The organism is Legionella pneumophila subsp. fraseri, assembly GCF_000586315.1.
GTDB lineage: Bacteria > Pseudomonadota > Gammaproteobacteria > Legionellales > Legionellaceae > Legionella > Legionella pneumophila_B.
Window position 1 is genome coordinate 1 of the sequence record NZ_JFIM01000042.1, and the last position, 21,642, is coordinate 21,642.

The following is a 21,642-nucleotide window of genomic DNA, read 5'->3' on the forward strand; positions in this document are numbered from 1 at the left end:
ATGCCTAACGGAATTAGTGATCAAGTCCTCCGGAATACGCAGGTAAGCCATTACGAGAAATTCTAAAACTGAAATTCGATGAAGCTTTACTTTGCAGAGTGATTGACCAATTTACCTCACTACAGATGGCTGTGGCAGATCGTGTGGATGTTTTTCTTGATATTGGAGTTCCTGATTATCGACTAGATAAATTGTCTGGTTTATATAATGAGTTAATTTCACAAAAAGATTTATTGGAAGCGGAAGGACTAACAGAAGTAGAAATTAGTCAATTGGAGGCATTACTTCCAAAGGTTATTAGTTTGTGTAAAAAATTATCTGGCTATTCTATCAAACAAACCATCGTTCAGCCTGATTTTAATGACAATAACACACTCATAGATGATGCATCTAAAAAAATTACGATTATTGATTTAGGTGAAATAGTAATCTCGCATCCATTTTTTTCGTTGCTAAACTGTTTGGAACAAATAAAAAAACATCATGGACTAACCGATAAAGATGATACGTATCAGAGGATTAAGGGTGCTTGTTTTAAAAATTATATGCATTTTTTTGAATCCAACGAGCATTTTTTAGATGCTTTTGCGACCGTACAATTACTAAGTAGTGTTTATGGGATATCGTACCAATATAGATTTATGATTGCGTGTGGCAAAGAGCAACTTATTTCATTTCAGCATTGGAAACTCAGTAATTTATTGAAAGAATTTATGAGTACATGGATTGTGATTACAGTTGATTTTCAAGTTTGAGCAATTCGGTCGCGCAGGATCATCCGACTTCATTTAGGTAAAATGCTAATGATAAATATATAGCAAAATGCTATGATGATTTTTCTTCATTTTCAGGATTAAATATGTTTAATTTTAAACCTAAAACATCAAGATTATTTAAGGAATGGATTCATTTTTTTATTTTTGCTTTTTGTCTTTTTGCTGGGCGCTCCGCAATTGCCGATTGGAATCGTATCCCGTCGGGTTCTATGGAGCCAACTCTTTATATTGGTGATTTAATCTTAGTAAACAAATTAGCATACGATCTCAAAGTACCCTTCACTACAAAGCATATGGCACAATGGTCCAACCCCAAACGAGGTGAAATTGTCGTATTCTATAAGCCTGGTGATGGTCAAAGACTGATAAAAAGAGTAATAGGGACGCCCGGGGACGTTATTGAAATGAAAAATAATTGTTTAATTATTAATGGACATCAGACAACTTATAAAATGCATAATAAACCATTGCGCTATAATTTACCAAAAATTGAACAACCTCTTGCAATAGTTGCTACAGAATATTTAGATAAAGGTGAACATGCTGTAATGGGTTTACCTTCACAACCAGCTTTACGCACTTTTGGTCCGATTAAAGTTCCTGAAGGGGAATTTTTAATGCTAGGAGATAATCGAGATGGTAGTGCAGACTCACGATACTTTGGCTTTGTTCCACGCAAACAAATAGTTGGGAGAGCTGAAAGAGTAATTATATCTTGGGATAAAGAAGATTTTTATAAGCCAAGATTTGAGAGATTTCTTCAAAAATTAATTTAGATGTTATTAAATGCGAGCTGGAGGTAAAATTTTCTTTTTGAATATTTTGCAACACTGCGACTTATATTTTCTGATGTTTTAGGGCAGTTAAACATAGGCTATATTTCAATCGCTCTAATTGATGGAAATGGTGAAATTTTTTCTATCGTCTAATCTATCTATAGAGCAGAAATTAATTGAAAAAAGACTGTGGAAACCAATTTCCAGCATTTTCTCTTAGCAAAATTGTATTTACATATTTGGTATTACAGTTGTTTAAGAAACAAATTGATTTGGTGAACCATTACATAATATTCTGCAATATGAGCAGTTCAAATTGGAGCCCATGATGACATTGATTTGAGGATTGATCCAATAATCGGCACTCTTAGAAGGAATTTATGATTTCCTGGATTAAAGAGCACCATAAAATAAAAGCTTTTCTTGTGAAAGGGTATCTATTTATTTTGAGTGCATGTAATGAAATTTAATGTATATATTAAAATTTTGACTGCGTTCTTGGTGATTTTTTTAATTTTTGTTTTGGCATTTTTTAAATATTTAAAGTCAGTTGAGACAGAGATAGTTATTAATGCAGGGAAAACGACGTCACAAGGATTGTTAATTAGTATAGAAAATGAATTAATTAACAACCCGAAATCAAACTGGGATGCAATAATAAAGAAAAAGACAGATGATATTGTTCATATTATAGCAATCGAAAGTCTAAAACTTACCTCGACGCAGAATAGGCAATTAAATAATGGCGAGATAATTTTCTTATCAGGTAGAACCTATCAATTTCTCAACTTGGTAATTGTAGAACATACAGCGTATAAAAAAATTGGTAATACGCCATACGCATTAGCTTATTATTTTTCAGATCCAGGCCAAGTTATTTTTCATTATATGAATCCTGCTTTAAAACAGATCGTTGAAGATTTATTATCAAAGCCAAAAAATACGTGGAATAAAGAAATATTAAAGCTAGAAAAAATATATGGTTTCCCACTTCATGTTTATAAAATCAAGAGTAAACACTTGCCAAGTAATATAATTAATTCTTTATCAACAAAGCGTCTATTATTTGAAACAAATAAAAACTCGTCACAGATTGGTATTCTCTATTATGGTTTTAGTGGCGGAATACTCAAAATTGGCCCGCTTAGTTATCTACCAATTACAGCAAGAATCAGTGATGTAATGTATTATTTTATAGTGGCTTTCTTTTTCTTATCCCTTTGTCTTATTACATTTCTCTCACTGCTTTTTGTGAGGAATATGAAGAAGGTATATCAAATCACTAAAAATTTTAGTGAAGGGAACTTTGACTTTCATCGGAAAATAGGCGCCACCTCTGTTTTGTATGGGCTTTATATAAATATCATCCACATGGGTGAGCGATTAAAAGAACTGATTGAATCACATAAACAAATGTGCCGATTTGTCGCACATGAAATTAGAACCCCTTTGTCAACCATACAAATGGCGACGGATAGTATCAAAAGGAAAAACGCAGAAGATGTATTACTCATTAAACAGGTGAACAGCATACAAGAAGATATTGCAGACATGAATCGCATTGTCAGTACTTTTTTGATTTACTCAAAAATGCATTCAAGCGAATTAAAATTAAAAAAGTCCAAGACAGATATAATATTATGGTTAAAAACGTTATTAGAGCCTTATTCTTCATCGATATTTGAAATTACATTTCATGCTAATGAGTTAAATTCTTTGAGAGCATACATAGATGAAAATATTTTAAAACATGCTGTTACTAATTTGATTACAAATGCCATGAAATTTGCAGTGCACCGTATTTCTGTAACCATTTCGCTGGATAATAGTCATATTTTAATTCACGTAGACGATGATGGCCCAGGCTTGCCGGATGATGGTGCGGATTACATTTTTTCTGAATATACGATTGCCGAAGACGCCGGAATTGGAGATGAACATATTGGGTTAGGATTAGCTATTGTTAAAAAAGTTGTTAATCTCCACGCAGGAAAGGTCATGGCTACACAATCACCGATATTAAAAGGCGCTCGATTCACAATGGTACTTCCACGATATTCTTATGAAGGGCAACCATAAAAATTACATGTTCCTTTCCGGACACCTCTTATGGCTTCCAGGATGCTTTGGAGTCGTCCGAAGGACTATATTTTTCTCTTTCTTTCGCCCTGGATGATTCTGTTGATCTCATATAGCCAGGCTGATATTCTTCTCTCGATCGCCTCAGAATGTCCTTATATTGTTATTGATATTTTAGTTCTGAAAATTGGCCCTCAACTTCAGCATCTTTTGAAGTAGCCACCTCTTGTTTCATGTCAACCAGTGCGTCCACAACCGCTGCTAACTTGAGTTTTGCATCATCAAAACGTTTAGGGATAAATTCATCTTCCTCACCATCAATCACTTCTCCAGTTCCAAGGCCTCTTTCAAGAGCGCTGGTAACTCTACTAAGCTCTGATTCAAACTCAGATAATAGTTCATAATTGCTCTTTGCAGATTGCAAGACTCCATGCAATTTTTCCACTACATCTTCTGGAATATAAAGAGTACCCTCACTGCATTTTCTATATTCACGTTTCTCAATAGGTAATGAAAGTAGTTCATCCGCCTTGTGTTGGCTCATTTGAAATATTTGTTTAACGGATTGTTTTAGTTCTAAGGGAGTTGGTGGCGAATTGCCATATTTCAAAGATGCTAGAAGCTTATCACTAGCAGTTACCCTTCCATCTTTGCTATGTTCTTGCGCTGTCTCGATAGGGGTCTGTCCTTTCTTATTTTGTACTTCAAGACTAGCACCACAGTCTAATAATTTTTTAATGAGATTAAGTGGCTCTTTTCTATAATTATAAAAATTCTGTACCGCATAGTGCAAGGCCGTCATGCCTTTTTTATCAGCACTATTAATATCAGCACCATGTTTTAATAATAAATCAATAACACTATCATTACTTGGGCCACCAACAAGGACTTTTCCACAACTTACCATTGCTAGCTGTAACAAGGCGTTATTAGCTAGAATTGACTCTAGCAAGTCTACTTGACCTTTAAATACAGACGGTTCTTTTAAACCTAAGAGAAGTTCTAGTACGTCTCTATCTGTCAATTGTTCTATGGGGTTTGCTCGATGTAAAATATCGCGGACACGTGTTAAATAATTTTCTTGCTCTTTATCTAAAATTTGCTTTTCCTGTTCAACAAACTTTGAAATATTCTCTCCTTCAAGTTGCAATTCTGGAAAATCATTAATTTTTTTTAAATCTTGAATAGTTAGAATATCTCGACTTAAAGCTATTTTCGCTATCAGTTCCTCGCTGCCAACTTTACCTAGCATTGCACGTGCATATTCTATGGTGTTAACTTTTAATTCTTTAGCTGTTTTTGTTGAGGCAAATAAAGATTTTCGAACGGCAACTTGATAATCCCCATGATAAAAAATAACACTGTTCCCAGCTTTCCAAACATTACCTGCCATTGATGTGATAGGAGCTTCTGGCGTAAGTGATCGGAAGCCAGTCTGGGCATCTTGGCTATTCCATGGTCCAGTTCCACCAAACGTGATTTCCCGATGCTTCACGGATACCCTTTCTAAGAATGTTTTTTCCTGTTTGTTGGCTGCAGCATCAAGCTGACTGTCTGTATTGCAGCCTTCTAAAGTCACAAAAACTTCGCCCTGATGTTTGGGTAATGCTTGTTTAAAGCTCGATAATAGCTTATCAAAATTGTCACCATATAAATGCTCACTTGGGCCATGACAATTACCTAAACCATAATAGCCACCATTTCCATGCCCTATAATAAATAATTTCGGTTTTTTTTCGAATATATTTGTATTATCTGATCCCTTTGGTAAGTCTGCTTTGAGTGCATCCAAGCTATTATAGATTTTGGGGGATTTATCACACTGATCGAAAAAATAATACCTCAAATCGGAACCTTCTAAATAAACGCCAATTGGCACAAATTGCGTAAACCGTTGTCTTAGGTGAGGGTTTACCACCACGCCTCTTTGCTCTTCAGGCACTGGATGATCTGGATCTGGTTTATATATTAAGATTTCTATTGCTGCATCTTTCATGGCTCACCTCGACAATATTACTTCATGCTAATAGGTTGATTTTATCAAAAATACTTAGCTTAAATGTATATATAATGTACAAATACTCTCATTTTAAAATGATACTTTTGTCGAGGGATATGATTACAGATTTGCAATATATTTCGTGAAGCTCTCGTAACAGGATTTACGAAAAATCCCAAGGTCGAGGCAAAAGAATTTTTAGCAAAGAGATTGGGGCTTTTTTGTAAATCCTACATAAAATTGGTGGCTGTGGTCTGTGTTTATTCCCAAGCCTCAGATACAAATACATATCCTTTTTTATGGATTGTTTTTATACGATAAGGTTTTTTACTATTATCATTCAATGCTTTTCTTAAACGTGATATTTTTAAATCGATACTTCTATCAACCCCATCATATTCGTGTCCAGAAAGAGCATACATAATGCTATCTCTATTAAGCAATCTATCATGATTCTTAACCAATAAAGCAAGAACTTCAAAGTCACTGCTACTTATTGAAATTTCTTCATCAAAGAGACGAACACTCTTAGTACTAAAATTGATAGAAAAATTGCCAAATTGAAATTGATTTTGATTATTAACTAAATTAGGTCGACGTAACAAGGCTTCTATTCTTGCTTTTAAAACCTCGTCTGCAACAGGTTTAGTTAGGTAGTCATCTGCTCCTAAGTTTAAAGAGGATACTTCACTTTCAATATCATTAACTGCTGTTAACATGAGTATTTTCCCCAAATAGTCCTCTCTAATGGTGTGACATATTTGATCTCCATTCATGCCAGGAAGCATTATATCTAATATGACTAGGCTAGGTTGCTCACGAATGATGCGATAAACAGCCCTATCACCACGTTTTTCGATAGATACATCATAACCTGCTTCTTGCAGGCTTTCTTTGAGGTAATTGGCTAACTTAACGTTATCTTCTACAAGCAATATTGATTTCTCTTTCATTCGTTCTTCCTAGGCCTCTTTGAAAATAAAAAATATAGAAACAAATTCAGTCTGAAATGATGTTTCAGTCCAGTGTTACATAGATAGGAAGATAGAAGCAAACACACGGCTCATCCGTACAATTTATATACAATTGATCTTTTTTAACTCGATATAATGATAGCTAATGGATGAACCTGTGGAGATAAAATTATGAACGCTTATGTTAAACAGTTTGATGAACATAAAAAAATCAAATCTTTACATGACATTTGCAAATACTTGAAACCTGTTCCAATAGCATATACGGATGATAAACATTGTGAGCATTGCTTTCCTGAAAAACGCTCTCATTTTCGAAGGAAATTTTTTAATTTATTCAATTATTTTATCTTCAATCCATTTATCACTATTTTATGTAAACTTTTTCTCCTATCAGAGCATGATTTTTTACGATTTAATAACTTATTAAATCAGTTGGTCATTACTATTTTCCAAAAATTAAAACTATATACCAAGACTCAGACCATTGATAGGAAACAATTCAATAATAGTATCCTTGCATTTTGGGATGAAGCACAAAGAAGGGGCCTAGAGCTGTATAATTTTAAGGAATCTAACTTGCATACTTTGTATTTTAAGTTGGTCTATAATAGAAAAAAATATTATTTCATGCAGACCCCAATCTCTCTTATTTCTCAAAAAAATACACGCTTTGATGAAGATACCAAATATGATAATAAATGGACCATCAAGAAAAAATTATTAGATAGCCAAATTCCCTGTCCCTTAGGGAGGGTTTTTATTTCCAGCAAAAAAGCCTACAACTATGGCATTTCATTAGGATTTCCTCTTGTGGTTAAGCCATTATCTGAATCTCTAAGTATTCATACTTCATGTAATATTCAAACTCCAAGCGAGTTAAAAGAAGCGATAAATATAGTAAAGCAAGTTGATTTTCGCGTACTGGTTGAAAAACACATTCCTGGTGATGTTTATCGGTCATTAATTATTGATGATTCATTAATCGCTTGTGTGAGAAGACAACCTGATAGCATTATTGGCGATGGTATCACTACACTTCAAGAGCTAATTGATATGAAAAATAAAGTTACGTGGAAAAAAGAAGGTAATAGTAAATATCCATACAAAATTACTCCAAATAGCAACTTGACGAAAATTTTGGCAGCCCAGGGAGTTGCTCTTAATACAGTAGTAAACAAGGGACAACAAATCTTTATTGCAAAAAAAGTTACCATGGGTAGTGGTGCAAAAATCAGTAATGTTACCGACCTGATACATCCTGAGAACAAATTATTATTGGAAAAAGTACATAAAATACTCAATATACCGCTTACGGGCCTTGATTTTATTTGTCAGGACATTTCTCTCCCATGGCATAAACAACCATTTGCAATTATTGAAAATAATAGCTTCCCTTACATTGATTTACATCTCAATCCATCTGACGGGAAAGGAATTAATGTAGCAGGTAAAATTTGGGACTATGTACTCGATGTTTTAAGTCAAAAAAGCAAGTAACCCAATAAATGTACATTTTATATACAATTGAATTTTTTCAACCCGGTATAATAACAGATAAGTAAATCTTTATTCGGATGAAATCATTATGAACTTGCACTGGAGTATTCTCATGAAAAAAGACAAAGAAAAACATCAGTCTGTTCCTGAGTCTATGACGTCAGGTGAACCTAAAACCTCTTCTATAGCATTAGCTTTACAACAATTTAGAAAGGAAGCAGAAAAAAATGAGGCTGCTCAGGAAGCTGCAAAAGCACGCTGTCCGGTTTGTTTTAAAGAAATCGCACCTAAGCGCCTTTGTTCTGGACATGGAGGTGGTAGCGGCGGAGGTGATAGTGCTACCTCTGATAAGACAACTGAGGAAAAAGCTAGTCCTGGGGAGGTTAACTCTCTAATTAAATCACGCAAAGTAGTTGGGTCTGCAGATGAATTGATAGGCGAGTTTGGTGCAGACGAACTTGACTTAGAGTCTAATTTTGACCCAGAAATAATTGCGGAGTTGATCGCCAAAGGATTATTGCTGGTTGATAGTGATCGCGAATCAATGACCCTTACCATTAAATTACAATGTGAACCTTGTAAATTAACTGAAGAACAAAGAAAAGAATTAAAAAAATTCATGGAAGCGATTATAACAGAATTCAATAAGTTTAAAGAAGAAAATCATCTTTCCACTGATTGTATGCAAATAAATCAAGATGAGGAAAGAAATATACTTTCTCTTCGTATTAACATGCCCACATTAGCCTTATATGATGCATTTATCCAACGGCTAGCAAATAATTTAGTGCCCACATTACAGGAAAAGGATGAAGTCACGAAAGATCAAAGTTTTGCTTCAAGTCCACTTTCAATGGAACCCAAACTTTCCCCTTCTACTAAAGGAGAGAAAGTTGAAAAGCATGAGGAAGAACAAGAAATATTTAACCCATCTCCTTTCAAAATGACACCATGATAAAACCACAATTCAAAAGCAGGGGCCCGTTTGCAAGTCAGGCTATCTGGCGAAAATTAGTTAGATTTTTTCCGGTTCAAAAGATGAGATCATTCGTTGCATCAAAATTCATGTTACCTATAAATGAGCGCACCAATAATCCACTCTGAGTCGGCAGAATATTTTACATAGGTTAGTCGCTTTGCTTTCCTGTTGCATCATGCAACGCTACTATATCCAGAAAATTTTTGATAATACTTTATTGCTGCGTCACTGAGGATTTATCCGCAGTGACGCAGCCAAATGGCTGCGAAATTTTCAAATAAATTCAACATATTATTTCTAATTGAGCAATCGCGTTGCACGCGATTGCTCAAAATAATCATCTAAATCCCCTTGTCCAACACAAATCGTTTTGCTAATCTGCTATTAAGCGTAACTGACGAGACCGGTGCGATTCCGGCGAAACCTTAACAGGTCTTATGCAATAGCCACTCTCATTCTCTAATCTTGTGGCAGAACGATAAGTCGAGAACAAAACACCATCTGCACTTCGCAGAACCAATTGCAATAAAAAGCAATGCAATTCTTTAAGAATTGAACCTCACAATACCTCTCTGTATTGCCCCATGCGCAACAATGGCTTTTATAGACTTTGTTGTATTTAAAACCATTAAACCTAAGGAGATCACCACCATAAAAAAGTAGTACCAATGTAATCAGGTCAATATAAGTTTGTAGTTTAAAACTGATTTGCCCCTGAACTGAGCCTTGAGGCTTCATGCCTGGTACTGCAGCTTTGCAGACCGCTCTACCAACACTAAACCAATATCAGGGCAAATAGTTTTAGAGGTCATATAGATGAGAAAAAACCAACTCAGGCAACAAGTCGATCATTATTGCCATCATGATCACACGGGATCATACCGTGCCAGAAAGCACCGTTATTTTGTGCTGAACAAAATGATTCGTGATTTATTCCATATAGGTCATGTTCCACCAAAATGGCATGCCGTAACTCACGAACATATTCAATGCCTTGTTGCACATTGGAAAAATGAGCGCATCAAGCCATCAACCATAATGAAGTATATGACCATCATTCGTGATTTTTTTCAGAAAATTGAACATACGATCCCAGATATTAGCAACAAAACCCTGGGACTTAAAAACCATAAATACCGCTCAAAAACGATTCATTTACCAGAAGATATTTCCACACAACTAGCAAACCCCATTGCAAAAATATTGATCGAATTACAAGTTCATTTTGGTTTAACTTTAAGTGAAGCAATGCGCTTATGTCCAACCATTCACGTGCAGGAACATGAGCTTTGGATTACAAGAGATATTGCTACAAACAGCCACGATAGGACGATCCCTTTCAGAAATGAGGCACAAATAGAAGTGAAAAATTCGCTTTTAAGTCTATGCAAAGAGCAAAGCTTAATTTTAACTTATAGCTACCATTTTGTACGCAGCGCGTACAGTAATGAATTGAAAGCAGTAGGACTACCTTCATCCAAGAGATATCGTGGCATTTATGCCAAAAATATGTATCCAGAGCTAAGCCAAACCATATCACCTTATTTAGCCAAACAAACCATCATGCGTGAAATGGGGCTACAATCCAGACGAACGCTTTGGAGTTATCTCAATGAGTAACACAAAATTGCGTGCAGCAAAATTTTCAATTAACGAACTGGTTAAAAAAGCTCACGGCCACTCCTATGCAAGCCAAGCAGACATGCGCCATATGCTCTTTCGGTGCGTAAAAGATTTACATGAGCTAGGATATAAAATAAGCCACATTAAAGGATTAAAAGCAAAGCACATTTACGTGCTGGTGGAACATTGGAAATCTGAGGGCAAAAACCCAGGGACAATTAAAAACTACATGTCCAAACTACGAAAGACAGCTTATTTACTGAACGATCCAAAACTGGTTAAGCCAGATAATGCGGCGTATAACATTAACAAGCGTTCGTATGCTTCAACAATCAATAAAGCAATTCATCATATCGATTTATCTAAGTGCACCGATCCTTATATTAAGCTATCACTAGAAGGTCAAAGGCTCTTTGGTCTACGCCGTGAAGAATCCATGAAATTTACATTAAGTGAAGCTCATCATGGTGATAATTTAATTATTAAACCTAGTTGGACAAAAGGAGGTATTGGACGCACACTGAAAATATCGAATGAGGCTCAACGGCAATGGTTAGCCAAAGTTTCTCAGCTTGTTCGCGCAGGAGAATCGCTTATTCCTTCCAGTAGAACGTATAAACAGCACTTAAGTCATTACGAAAAGCAAGCAAAAGCTATGGGGGTCAGTAAATTGCATGGTTTAAGGCATGCCTATGCGCAAGAACGATATAGAGAGCTGACTAAATTATTTGATCCTCATAAACAAGGAATGGCATGCCCATTTGAGGGTGGGAAAAAATTTAAAGAAATGAATGCTGCGGAAAAGGCAATCGATCGAAAAGCACGTCAAATCCTCAGTTTTGACATGGGTCACTCTCGCATTTCAATAACAAGGGTCTATTGTGGCTAGCCAATATAAGCGTTCGTCCTAACACCTACTAACACTCCATATTCTAATTATGCAACACTCAAATAAATCAAAACGTGTTTGTATTTTTTATTTTAAAACACACTTTGATTGATTTATATGTTTTGTTTGTTTATGATATAAATGTGCAACACAACTGACGAGCCAGCGAGACTCTGGCGAAACCAATCGGTCTTGTGAATAGCCATTACCATTCCCTAATCTTATGGCAGAGCGTTAGCAGGGAACCTCAGTTCATCACTGATCACCCACCAGGGTGAAACCACATTAAGACATCTCGTTTTAAACCTGTTCTTATCCATTCGCTATTTTTTAATCAACGAATGGCTGCTCTTTAAAAATCAGGCGAATCAACCAAGCTTGTTGTAATCAAGCATGGGCGAATCTGCAATTGTTACCCCCTATGGGAAAGGCTTCCCGGATGGGCTGGTTTTTCCCAAATTTTTTGGAGAAAAATCATGAAAACAATTAATACCATAGTTCCAAGAAAAGAGTATATATTTTTTGATTTAGCTCGCTGTATTAATGAACTTCATGTCTTGTGTCATGAGCTATCTGCGGAAGACATGGATGAAATTAAAAACGCTTACAAAAAATTACGTTATTTCATCAAGGATGAACAACCTCAGCTTAATTTGGCTTAACCCCCAGCAGGAGTGCTTATTCCTGCAAAGGGGTTCGTACTCCGTTATCAAGGAGAACTAAAATGGATACACCCCAAATTTATGTTGCATGCCTTGCGTCTTATAACAATGGCATACTACATGGAAAATGGATTGATGCAAATCAAGATGCAAATAGCATTTATGATGAAATTCATGAAATGCTAGCTGACAGCCCAATTGAAGGAGCAGAAGAGTTTGCGATACATGATTTTCAAGGATTCGGTGGTGCTCGGATTGATGAGTACGACAGCATTAATGACGTTGCTGAACTTGCTGCTTTCATTGCCAAACATGGTGAGTTAGGCGCTGAACTTTTTAGCTTTTACTCTATTGAAGATGCTGAAAAGATGTTAGAGGAACATTATCATGGAGCTTATGACAGCGAGGTTGATTTCGCCCATGCGCTTTTTGATGATTGCTACAGTAATGCGATACCGGAGGATTTACAGTTTTATTTTGATTATGACGCTTTTGCTCGTGATCTATTTGTAAACGACTATTTTTCGGTTGAAGCAGATGGTCAAACGCATGTCTTTTCTAACTACTGAAGCCCCTATTTTGGGGCTTTTTTATAAATCAAGTTAGTGATTTAATAAGACCCCTGAATTTAAAAAAGGATATACATGAAATTTGGTTATACGATAATCTACGTTACCGATGTAAAGGAATCCTTAACGTTTTTTGAGAAAGCCTTTGGTTTCAAAACACGTTTTTATCATGAATCAGGCTATGGTGAATTAGAAACTGGTGAAACAATTTTGGCATTTGCATCTCATGATTTAGGCGCAAAAAATATTACAAAAGGCTATGTGCCAGCTGACTCATCACTTAAACCCTTAGGAATGGAAATCGCATTAGTTACCGAATCTGTAGTAGATGCACACAAAAAAGCCATTGAATTAGGGGCTAAATCGATAGAAGAGCCCATACAAAAGCCTTGGGGACAAACTGTTTCTTATATTCGTTGTCCTAACGGCACATTAATCGAGCTGTGCTCACCGATTTATTAATAGCTTTATTTTAACAATTAGGTCTATGTATGTTAATTATTTTTGGTGGACTTCCAGGAACAGGGAAAACAACAGTATCACAACAAATTGCTAAACAATTAAATGCAGTTTATCTACGAATTGACACAGTGGAGCAAGTACTGAAAAAATTCTCTAGCTCAGATCATTTAGTTGGGCCAGAGGGCTACATGGTCTGTTATGCGCCTGCACTAGATAACCTAAAATTAGGACTTCCTGTCGTTGCTGATTCAGTCAATCCCATTGCAATTACACGCAATGATTGGCGACAAGTTGCGATGGATGCAAGCAAACCTTTTATTGAAATCGAGCTAGTTTGTTCCAATACCAAAGAGCATCAACGCCGAATTGAAACCAGAAAAGCCGATATACCAGGGCATAAGCTACCTAAGTGGGTTGACGTATTAAATCGAGACTATGAACCATGGCAATCAAAATCAATGGTATTAGACACCACTGAACATTCTATTAGCGAATCAGTGGAGATAATTATGGATTTTATTAGTCAAAAAATTAAATGAATTGCCTCCAGCCAATAATTACTACTAATTTTGACTGTGGGGATTTTGTGGGGATCAGTACAGTGTTGTTATGCACTGTACTGCAATTGTAGTGGGTGGCGACATTTAATTATATAATAAATTCAATAAGTTAATTTTCAATTACCGGGCTTCGAACCAAGGTGTCGGGGGTTCGAGTCCCTCCGAGCGCGCCATTTAATTGTTTAAAATCAATAAGTTAGGTTTTATTATTGTACGTTAAGTACTTGGTTTTACGCATCACTGTGACCAAAACGTGCCCTACTGTTAACTTTATCATTGATGAGAGCCAATCAAACTAAGACCTATCAGACTCATAAAGCACTTGATATTTGTGACCATTCTATAAAACAAAATTGCAAAGAAGTCACGAACTTGAAGAATAAATAGCGAATCTTATCAGCGATATAATTGCTCTCAATTTGTTCCCTAAAATGGATCTGTCCCACGAAGAGATGTTTATCCATTGGTTGTACGTGTTTTTCCAGCCCTAGGAGATCACATTATTATAAAAATTAGGCCCTGAAGAAGGTGTATATAAATCCGATTTGGATCACTAATAGAAAGCTGATCCCGAAATGATTATGAATTGAGCCACATAGTACGAAATGAAACTTTTGATGAACAACCATTGGCAAAATAAACTCTGAAGAGATTGACTTCAGAGTTGCTTCAGAGCAATTTAATAAAACAAAACAACTAACTCATAAAGATTTGGAAACTCTCGAAATAATAATAAATTAATTAAAAAGGCTTTTAGCTACATTCAACATAGTCAGATACTTCTCTAATTACATCTAAGCAATACTGTACAAATTCATCGTTAACTTCGATCAATGTTGACACCTCTGATACATCACCCTCAGAGAAAAAAGATTCGTCAGGTAGTTTTATTCTGAAAGGCAAACTCCCAGCTTTCGCAGCTAAAGTATCGTAACTTTTCCCGCGTCCGTGTTTAAGCACATTTATTGCACGACAAAGGTCTTCAAATCGTTCTTTAGTAGCAGTCTGCCCTCTATCTTTTAAGATTTTCTTGGCACAACTAAATCCATTCTCACAGTCAAGGCTATCTTGTAAATTAGCTTCAAACATAGAAAACATACCGACTATCAAGATCGCTTTTTGAAGCTGTACCATTTGCAGTGTTTTTACTAGTGTGGTAGCGCTGCTCGTTTGGAGCTCTTCACTTACTCTTTCGTTTGCCTCTCTCAGCGTTTCAAGGGTAAATGTAGTGCACCTATATACGAGCTCAGTAAATTCGTGCATATTTCTTTGGAAACTCCATTAAAGTCAATATTATATATTCGGCAAATTAAGCTATAACTATGAATAAGATTTTTTTATTAATAATCATATTATCGTATTATTTGCCAAGATGTAAGATTGAGTTGTATTCTGATTGGTGTGACTTATTCTTTAATATGCATTGTAAGCCTCTTATAATTAATTCTTGATTTTCCTATACTTTTTTGTGTTTATAGCGCTAGCCGTTTCTATTTATTATATTTCCAGTTTCCAATTTGGAAATCGGAAACTATGATGCTATAATTTAACTAAAATAGAATGGAGCTTTTCATGCTTAAAGGGCAAGACATAGCTATTCTCATTAAATTACTTTTAAAAAATAATAAAGAAAAAATTGAGTTTAAAAGCATAGCTCATGAGCTTTATATCAGCCAATCTGAAGTGACCAAAAGTATTAAAAGGCTTGAAACTACGAAGCTTTTATCGCGTTATTCGGATGATAGCATTGAATTACATAAGCACGAGCTTATGGAGTTTTTTGTCCATAGTGTTAAATATCATTTTCCGGCGGAAATCAATATAGCGACACGTGGCATGGCAGCGGCCTATAGCTCCCCTTATTTTAAAAAATTAATCATGAGCTAAGAATCCTATGTATGGCCCTATATTAATGGTGATATAAAAGGTCTTGCCTTAACCCCTATATACAAAACATTACCCAATGCTTTGGATAGATGCCCTGATGAGAATTTTTATGCCATTATTAGTGCACTTGATCTGATCCGATTAGGCGGGAAACGAGAAAATAAAATTGCAAAAGAACTATTGGAACATTTTGTATGGAATCAATAAGAGTTAAACAAAACAATGAAGCACTTTATAAGGCAGCAACCCTTTTAAAAGATCTAAATGAACACGTTGTTTATGTCGGTGGCAGAATCGTTGGGCTATTAATCACTGATTTAATAGAAGATGATGTACGACCAACCTATGATATTGATGTCGCTCTGGATTTAGGAAGAACTGATATTGTTGCTCATTATTCTTTACAGAAAAAACTGGAAAGCTTAGGGTTTAAGCCGGATGAGAATGTCAATTGCAGAGATGTGTTAGATGATTTTATGATTGATGTCATGTATATGGATGGTGCTTTACAAGGAATCAATTCAAATTGGTATCAGGCAGGGTTTGACAATGCAATTGAGATTCAAATTAAAGACAAAAAAATCAAAATACTCAATGCAGTCTATTTCATTGCTACAAAGCTTGAGGCGTTTACTGATAGAGCCTATAAAAATAATGATTATTGGGATTGTAAGGATTTAGAAGATATCATCAATGTTATTAATGGCAGGCCTGAACTATTAGTAGAAATAATGAATTCACCAAAAAATGTTGTCCAATTTATTTCAGGATACTTTAAAAAGCTCATTGAGATTCTAAATGGTTAGAGGCGATAAAAGCAATCGTTCGGCTTGAGCGCTCTAGAAATATTGTTTTGGGGGTAATAGAAAAAATTAGCGCCTTGTAGATTGAAATATTAAAAAATATGCGGTTTTTTCGGGTTTGGAATTTAGAAAAAAATCCTTATTTCCTGACAATGAATCGCACGCATTGAGTTTAATTTAAAACAAAATGGTTAATTTTCTTTGACCAAAACGTGGAATCTTTCTCAATTACACATTCAGAGAATCACGCAAGCTTAAAAGATTAATGAAGCGCTGGCTTAATAGTTTTGCGATATTATAACAAATCAACAATGCATCCAAATCTTTTGAATAGATACGAATCCTGAAATCTTCCCCTTCAATTTTTAATAATCTACAATCTACCAGGGCTCGGATTGATGCGGCTCGTTTTAGTTGACCAAATACACATAATTCCCCAAACAATGCTCCACTTTTAAGTACTCCAATCACTTGTTCCTCATGTGAAGTCGAGCCTGTCGAATTGTGCTCCAGTATGATTTGTAACTCACCCTCTTCGACAATATACATTGAATCACCAATTTCATTTTGATGAAAAAGAAATGCACCTTGTGAAAGTTCCACTTCCTCACAATTTTCCAAAAATTCATCAACGTACTTCTCATCTATTCCCTTAAATAACATACAGTTATGTAAATCGGCTTTGCTCATTTCACTATCCTTAACCTCTAATAAGCCCAATACCCTCTCTTTGATTGGATTCAAAATTGGTAATAAGTACCTATTGCAATAGTTTTATTGTAAGGTAATTGATAAAACTGTATATCCGGCACGGCATTACGTATCATGAGAGAAAAAAGGCGCTTTTGCCACAGATACATATGTTTTAGTCTTTCTCTAGTCATTTCAACAAAAACAATCTCAATAAAGTAGATTAATTTATTCTTAATTATCCCAAAAGGTAAGTTTACTCTTTTGAACATTTCGTCTAATTCATTAGGTAAATTAATATATTCAGTAAACCCATAATGAATAACGATTAAATAAAATCCTTCCGCTTTTTTTATAAGCTCAAATTTATTTTGAATAGGAATATAGGGTTTATTTTCAATTTTGATACCTATAAAAACCATATTCTCAAAAAAAATACGGTTAAGGCGAAGATGATGCAGAAGGCTTTCCCCTTCGCAATCATACGGGTCGATAATGTATAACCCCATTCCGGTTTGTCTTGAGATTTTATTTTGATTTAATTCATCAATGATAAATGCATCCATCAAAGCATCTCTATGATGCAATTCACGTAGTTTCTCAAAACCACAATGCCAGGTATACATTACTATAAATCCAAGAAACGCGATTAAAATAGGTATCCAACCTCCTGTTAATAACTTGGGCATATTTCCTGCAAAAAATGCAAGTTCAATAACCAATATCAGAGGGAAAATCACTACCTTCAACATATGCCAATTCCAACAATAAAAAGCAATGATCCCAACTAAAACAGTTGTGATAAGCATATCTAAATTAACAGCAATGCCGTAAGCGTCCGCAAGATTTGATGATGATTGAAAAACTACAACAAGCGAACAGGTACCTATGGCTAAAATAAAATTGATAAGAGGTAAATAGACTTGGCCTTTCTCAAATTTGGACGTATAGATAATCTTAAGGCGTGGAATCAAATTAAGTAGTGATGCCTGTTTTAAAATTGAAAATGCCGCTGAAATAATTGCTTGTGAAGCGATAATAGTCGCAATAGTAGCCAAAATAATCATCACAGGGAGAAACCAATCTGGCGATAAACTAAAAAAGGGGTATTTGATATCCTCTGTATGCATCAACACAAGCGCCCCCTGGCCAAAATAGCATAAAAGTAAGGCTGGTAACGCCACAGAAAACCACCCTATCCGAATGGCTTTTTTGCCAAAATGCCCTAAATCAGCGAATAATGCTTCACCCCCGGTCATTACTAAAAATACCCCACCCAATATAAAAAGAGCAAAGTACTTATGTATCATAAAAAAATAAATCGCATAATAAGGATTTATTGCCATCAGCACTTTGGGATTCTGTATAATTTGTAAAAAGCCCAAAACTCCTATTGTAATAAACCAAATAAGCATGACAGGAGCAAAATAAACACCAATTTTCCCAGTACCTATGCTCTGCATCTTAAAGAGGAAAAATAAAATGATTAATGTAACTGGAAGAACATATTTGGCCAAATTGGGAGATAATGATTCCAGACCTTCTACAGCACTTAAAATGGATATTGCTGGAGTTAATATTCCATCACCAATAATGAGCCCTATGCCAACAAGAGTAATAAATAATAACCATCCCCCTGGTTTTTTTATTTTCTGCCTTATGATACCTGCCAGAGCTATAATACCGCCTTCGCCATCATTATCAGCACGAAAAACAATAACCAGATATTTAAAACTGACTATGATGATCAGTGACCAAAAAATGAGTGACAAAATACCATAAATATTATAGTCATTGATTGGAAAATACTTTATTACTTGGCCGAAAGCATAAAGTGGGCTTGTTCCTATATCACCAAAAACAACCCCCAAAGCCGCGAATGATATGCTGAGCTCATTCTTCTTCTCTGTTGAGGACTCATTCATCATCTGGGACTACTCCAAATATAATAAGATCCTTTATTAATTACTATTTTGAGTATAGTACTATCTGATATTAAAAAAATATTGTCTCGAAGTATCATAACCTGGTGAATTATTTATTCTTTATCTATCGCCGGCCGTAAAATGTTTCCTCATTGCATAGTCAGTAGTAACCATAAATAATTCAAATTTTTTGATATATTTTCTCGGTTTTTTTTCGTGAGCATTTTATCAAGAACACAAAAAGATTGACTTATAGCCTAAAATAGTAGTATCCTAATGTTAGCTAGAAAATGTCTATTTTATACTTTCCTAATCGTCGTTTTATTCATTTAATCCCTCGTTCGGTAATTTTTAATTCTTGACTGGTTTCCGGCTAAATACGCCTATACAGGCATTACAATAAACACTTAAGGATACTTATGTCAAAAACAGTAAATGGAGTCGTTAAATGGTTTAACGAATCTAAAGGATTTGGTTTTATTGAGCAAGAAGCAGGGCCGGATGTATTTGCTCACTTTAAAGAAATTTTAAGTTCTGGTTTCAAAACCCTCACTGAAGGTCAGCGAGTACAATTCATTGTGACGCAAGGAGCAAAAGGTCTTCAAGCACAAAATATAATAGCCCTTTAATTTAAGTAGCTAATATTATTTTTACTTATATCTCTGCGTAAAATGACGCATCTGATAGAAACATTAAAATCACTCTCTCTTGATGTCTTTGAGATGGTTTTAATGTTATTTTGATCTACACGGATATAAGTGGAAAAGACCATTGCAAGCATCAGATCAAGCTTGCTCAAAATAAATTGATATAAAATTGCACTAAAAAGTGCTAATCTATCTACCTATTATAAAAATAAGCACTTTCCATGATTCAATCAAAACATTCCGATCAATACCTATCATTCGCTCAATTCCCCCTTCGCCAAGAATTAATAAAAAGTCTCGCTTCTTCAAATTATGAAAATATGACCCCTATCCAAATGCAAAGCCTGCCCATAATTCTTAGAAATGAGGATATTATTGCTCAAGCAAAAACAGGCAGTGGAAAGACCGTTGCTTTTGCTTTGTCGCTATTAAACAATTTAAAAATTTCTTTTTTTTGCAGTGCAAGGTTTAATCCTTTGCCCTACCCGTGAGCTGGCAGAACAAGTAAGCCAAGCCATCCGTCGATTAGCCTGTTTGATGCCTAATGTCAAAATTATTAATTTATCCGGTGGTATCCCTATGAAGCCTCAGCTCGACTCATTAAGACATGGAGCTCATATCATTGTAGGAACACCAGGGAGAATTCTTAAGCATTTAAAAAATACCTCTTTAGACTTAACCCACGTGAAAGCTTTAGTATTAGATGAAGCAGACAGAATGCTGGACATGGGCTTTTTTGATGACATTAAAAATATTATTTCTATTTGCCCCACACAACGCCAAACTTTACTTTTTTCTGCGACCTATCCTGAAGAAATTAAGCAACTTTCAAAACAATTCATGAAGAATCCGAAAGAAGTTTATGTTGAAACACTTCTTGGTGAAATTGATATTGAACAATATTTTTATGAAGTAACGAAACAAGCCCAGAAATTTCCCTTATTAAAATCATTACTGCTGCACTATCGACCTGTTTCAACGTTAATCTTCTGTAATACAAAACAACAAACAGCAGATGTAACAGACCAACTCATCCATGAAGGCTTCAGTGCTATCGCTTTAAATGGAGATATGGAACAAATTGATCGTGATCTTGCTGTTTTGCGTTTTGCAAACCAAAGTTGTGCAATTCTTGTCGCTACTGATGTTGCAGCGCGAGGACTTGACATAAAGGAGCTTCCTGCAGTGATTAATTTTGATCTCGCTTTTGATCATGATGTCCATATTCATCGTATTGGTCGAACTGGACGAGCAGGGAGAAAAGGCATTGCCTTAAATATTACCACACCAGCAGACGCACAACGAATTTGTGCCATCGAAGATAACCTGCCGCATCCCATTAACTGGGGAAACATTAATACATTAGAAAATCAACACACTACTCGCTTAGAGCCAGAAATGGTTACACTCGCCCTTACATCTGGTAAAAAAGATAAAATTCGCCCAGGAGACATCCTTGGGGCATTAACCAAAGATGCAGGAATAGCAGGAAATACTATTGGCAAAATTAACATAACAGCAACATACTCCTATGTTGCAATCCACCACAGCCAAGCAGATAAAGCGTACGAATATTTACAACATGGAAAATTAAAAGGACGCAAAGTTAATGTGCGTAAAATAAATTGATTTTTCTAAACCCTGCGAAAAATTTACCACAATAATTAGAAAAAAGAGACCATTGTTATGTAAAAGACCTAATAATACAAGCCTATGGATTTATTAGTAACTGGTGAAGTAATAATATAACAGTAGATAAAACATTATTAATATCAGGATATCACTCAAATGAAAATACAAGTGCGTATTCCGGAGGACTTGATCACTAATTCCGTTAGGCAT

The 21,642-nt window shown here is 35.3% G+C and carries 19 protein-coding genes and 1 pseudogene; 15 read left to right on the top strand and 5 right to left on the bottom strand.

Annotation, left to right across the window (positions count from 1 at the left end; translation table 11 throughout):
* The first annotated feature begins 98 nt into the window (after positions 1–98).
* The 3 genes from CC34_RS01000000116340 to CC34_RS0109370 all read left to right on the top strand — a co-directional run bounded on the left by CC34_RS01000000116340 (position 99) and on the right by CC34_RS0109370 (position 3,631).
* Positions 99–755, top strand: a complete 657-nt coding sequence (locus tag CC34_RS01000000116340) for a hypothetical protein (protein WP_129317206.1) — start codon at positions 99–101, stop codon at positions 753–755.
* Positions 756–859: 104 nt separating this feature from the next.
* A complete protein-coding gene (lepB, locus tag CC34_RS0109360; protein ID WP_032833122.1) occupies positions 860–1,552 on the top strand; it encodes a signal peptidase I in 693 nt (230 codons plus the stop codon).
* A 459-nt stretch (positions 1,553–2,011) separates the two neighbouring features.
* Positions 2,012–3,631: a sensor histidine kinase gene (locus tag CC34_RS0109370; RefSeq protein ID WP_028379440.1), complete on the top strand. Its 1,620-nt coding sequence runs from the start codon at positions 2,012–2,014 to the stop codon at positions 3,629–3,631.
* Positions 3,632–3,794: 163 nt separating this feature from the next.
* Here the strand turns inward: CC34_RS0109370 and CC34_RS0109375 are convergent, their stop codons facing one another.
* Both CC34_RS0109375 and CC34_RS0109380 read right to left on the bottom strand, forming a co-directional pair.
* Positions 3,795–5,627 (bottom strand): ankyrin repeat domain-containing protein, encoded by a 1,833-nt coding sequence (locus tag CC34_RS0109375; protein WP_028379441.1) that lies wholly within the window; start codon positions 5,625–5,627, stop codon positions 3,795–3,797.
* 263 nt (positions 5,628–5,890) lie between these two features.
* Positions 5,891–6,583 carry a response regulator gene (locus tag CC34_RS0109380; protein ID WP_028379442.1) on the bottom strand — a complete coding sequence of 231 codons (693 nt, stop codon included), beginning with the start codon at positions 6,581–6,583 and terminating at the stop codon, positions 5,891–5,893.
* A 192-nt stretch (positions 6,584–6,775) separates the two neighbouring features.
* On the opposite strand from CC34_RS0109380, the gene CC34_RS0109385 reads away from it, so the two are divergent.
* The 8 genes from CC34_RS0109385 (at position 6,776) to CC34_RS0109430 (ending at position 13,827) form a co-directional block, all read left to right on the top strand.
* Positions 6,776–8,104, top strand: coding sequence for a hypothetical protein (locus CC34_RS0109385; protein WP_028379443.1), 1,329 nt, complete (start codon positions 6,776–6,778; stop codon positions 8,102–8,104).
* Between the two features lie 112 nt (positions 8,105–8,216).
* Positions 8,217–9,059: a hypothetical protein gene (locus tag CC34_RS0109390; protein WP_028379444.1), complete on the top strand. Its 843-nt coding sequence runs from the start codon at positions 8,217–8,219 to the stop codon at positions 9,057–9,059.
* Positions 9,060–9,899: 840 nt separating this feature from the next.
* A complete protein-coding gene (locus CC34_RS0109400; protein WP_028379446.1) occupies positions 9,900–10,703 on the top strand; it encodes a phage integrase N-terminal domain-containing protein in 804 nt (267 codons plus the stop codon).
* Positions 10,696–11,595 carry a phage integrase N-terminal domain-containing protein gene (locus CC34_RS0109405; protein ID WP_028379447.1) on the top strand — a complete coding sequence of 300 codons (900 nt, stop codon included), beginning with the start codon at positions 10,696–10,698 and terminating at the stop codon, positions 11,593–11,595. The genes CC34_RS0109400 and CC34_RS0109405 overlap by 8 nt, the downstream gene beginning before the upstream one ends.
* A gap of 476 nt (positions 11,596–12,071) precedes the next feature.
* Entirely contained in the window at positions 12,072–12,257 is a 186-nt protein-coding gene (locus CC34_RS0109415) for a hypothetical protein (RefSeq protein ID WP_028379448.1), read from the top strand.
* A 62-nt stretch (positions 12,258–12,319) separates the two neighbouring features.
* Entirely contained in the window at positions 12,320–12,826 is a 507-nt protein-coding gene (locus tag CC34_RS0109420; protein ID WP_028379449.1) for an antirestriction protein ArdA, read from the top strand.
* Positions 12,827–12,901: 75 nt separating this feature from the next.
* Positions 12,902–13,288, top strand: a complete 387-nt coding sequence (locus CC34_RS0109425) for a VOC family protein (protein WP_028379450.1) — start codon at positions 12,902–12,904, stop codon at positions 13,286–13,288.
* Positions 13,289–13,317: 29 nt separating this feature from the next.
* On the top strand, positions 13,318–13,827 hold the full coding sequence (locus tag CC34_RS0109430) for a P-loop nucleotide/nucleoside kinase family protein (protein WP_028379451.1): 510 nt from the start codon (positions 13,318–13,320) through the stop codon (positions 13,825–13,827).
* A 774-nt stretch (positions 13,828–14,601) separates the two neighbouring features.
* Here CC34_RS0109430 and CC34_RS0109435 read toward each other — a convergent pair.
* Positions 14,602–15,111 carry a hypothetical protein gene (locus CC34_RS0109435; RefSeq protein ID WP_028378817.1) on the bottom strand — a complete coding sequence of 170 codons (510 nt, stop codon included), beginning with the start codon at positions 15,109–15,111 and terminating at the stop codon, positions 14,602–14,604.
* 309 nt (positions 15,112–15,420) lie between these two features.
* Here CC34_RS0109435 and CC34_RS1000000117430 point away from each other — a divergent pair, with 309 nt between their 5' ends.
* Together CC34_RS1000000117430 and CC34_RS01000000116350 are read left to right on the top strand one after the other, a co-directional pair.
* Positions 15,421–15,735 carry a helix-turn-helix domain-containing protein gene (locus tag CC34_RS1000000117430; protein ID WP_229309795.1) on the top strand — a complete coding sequence of 105 codons (315 nt, stop codon included), beginning with the start codon at positions 15,421–15,423 and terminating at the stop codon, positions 15,733–15,735.
* Between the two features lie 194 nt (positions 15,736–15,929).
* Positions 15,930–16,541: a hypothetical protein gene (locus tag CC34_RS01000000116350; protein WP_229309796.1), complete on the top strand. Its 612-nt coding sequence runs from the start codon at positions 15,930–15,932 to the stop codon at positions 16,539–16,541.
* A 225-nt stretch (positions 16,542–16,766) separates the two neighbouring features.
* On the opposite strand, the gene CC34_RS0109450 is transcribed toward CC34_RS01000000116350, so the two are convergent.
* Positions 16,767–17,228: a cyclic nucleotide-binding domain-containing protein gene (locus CC34_RS0109450; RefSeq protein ID WP_027228558.1), complete on the bottom strand. Its 462-nt coding sequence runs from the start codon at positions 17,226–17,228 to the stop codon at positions 16,767–16,769.
* A gap of 50 nt (positions 17,229–17,278) precedes the next feature.
* Positions 17,279–19,156: a potassium transporter Kup gene (locus CC34_RS0109455; RefSeq protein WP_027228557.1), complete on the bottom strand. Its 1,878-nt coding sequence runs from the start codon at positions 19,154–19,156 to the stop codon at positions 17,279–17,281.
* A 416-nt stretch (positions 19,157–19,572) separates the two neighbouring features.
* On the opposite strand from CC34_RS0109455, the gene CC34_RS0109460 reads away from it, so the two are divergent.
* On the top strand, positions 19,573–19,782 hold the full coding sequence (locus tag CC34_RS0109460) for a cold-shock protein (protein ID WP_027228556.1): 210 nt from the start codon (positions 19,573–19,575) through the stop codon (positions 19,780–19,782).
* 239 nt (positions 19,783–20,021) lie between these two features.
* A pseudogene (gene dbpA, locus CC34_RS01000000116355) lies at positions 20,022–21,429 on the top strand (ATP-dependent RNA helicase DbpA).
* Positions 21,430–21,642 lie beyond the last annotated feature (213 nt).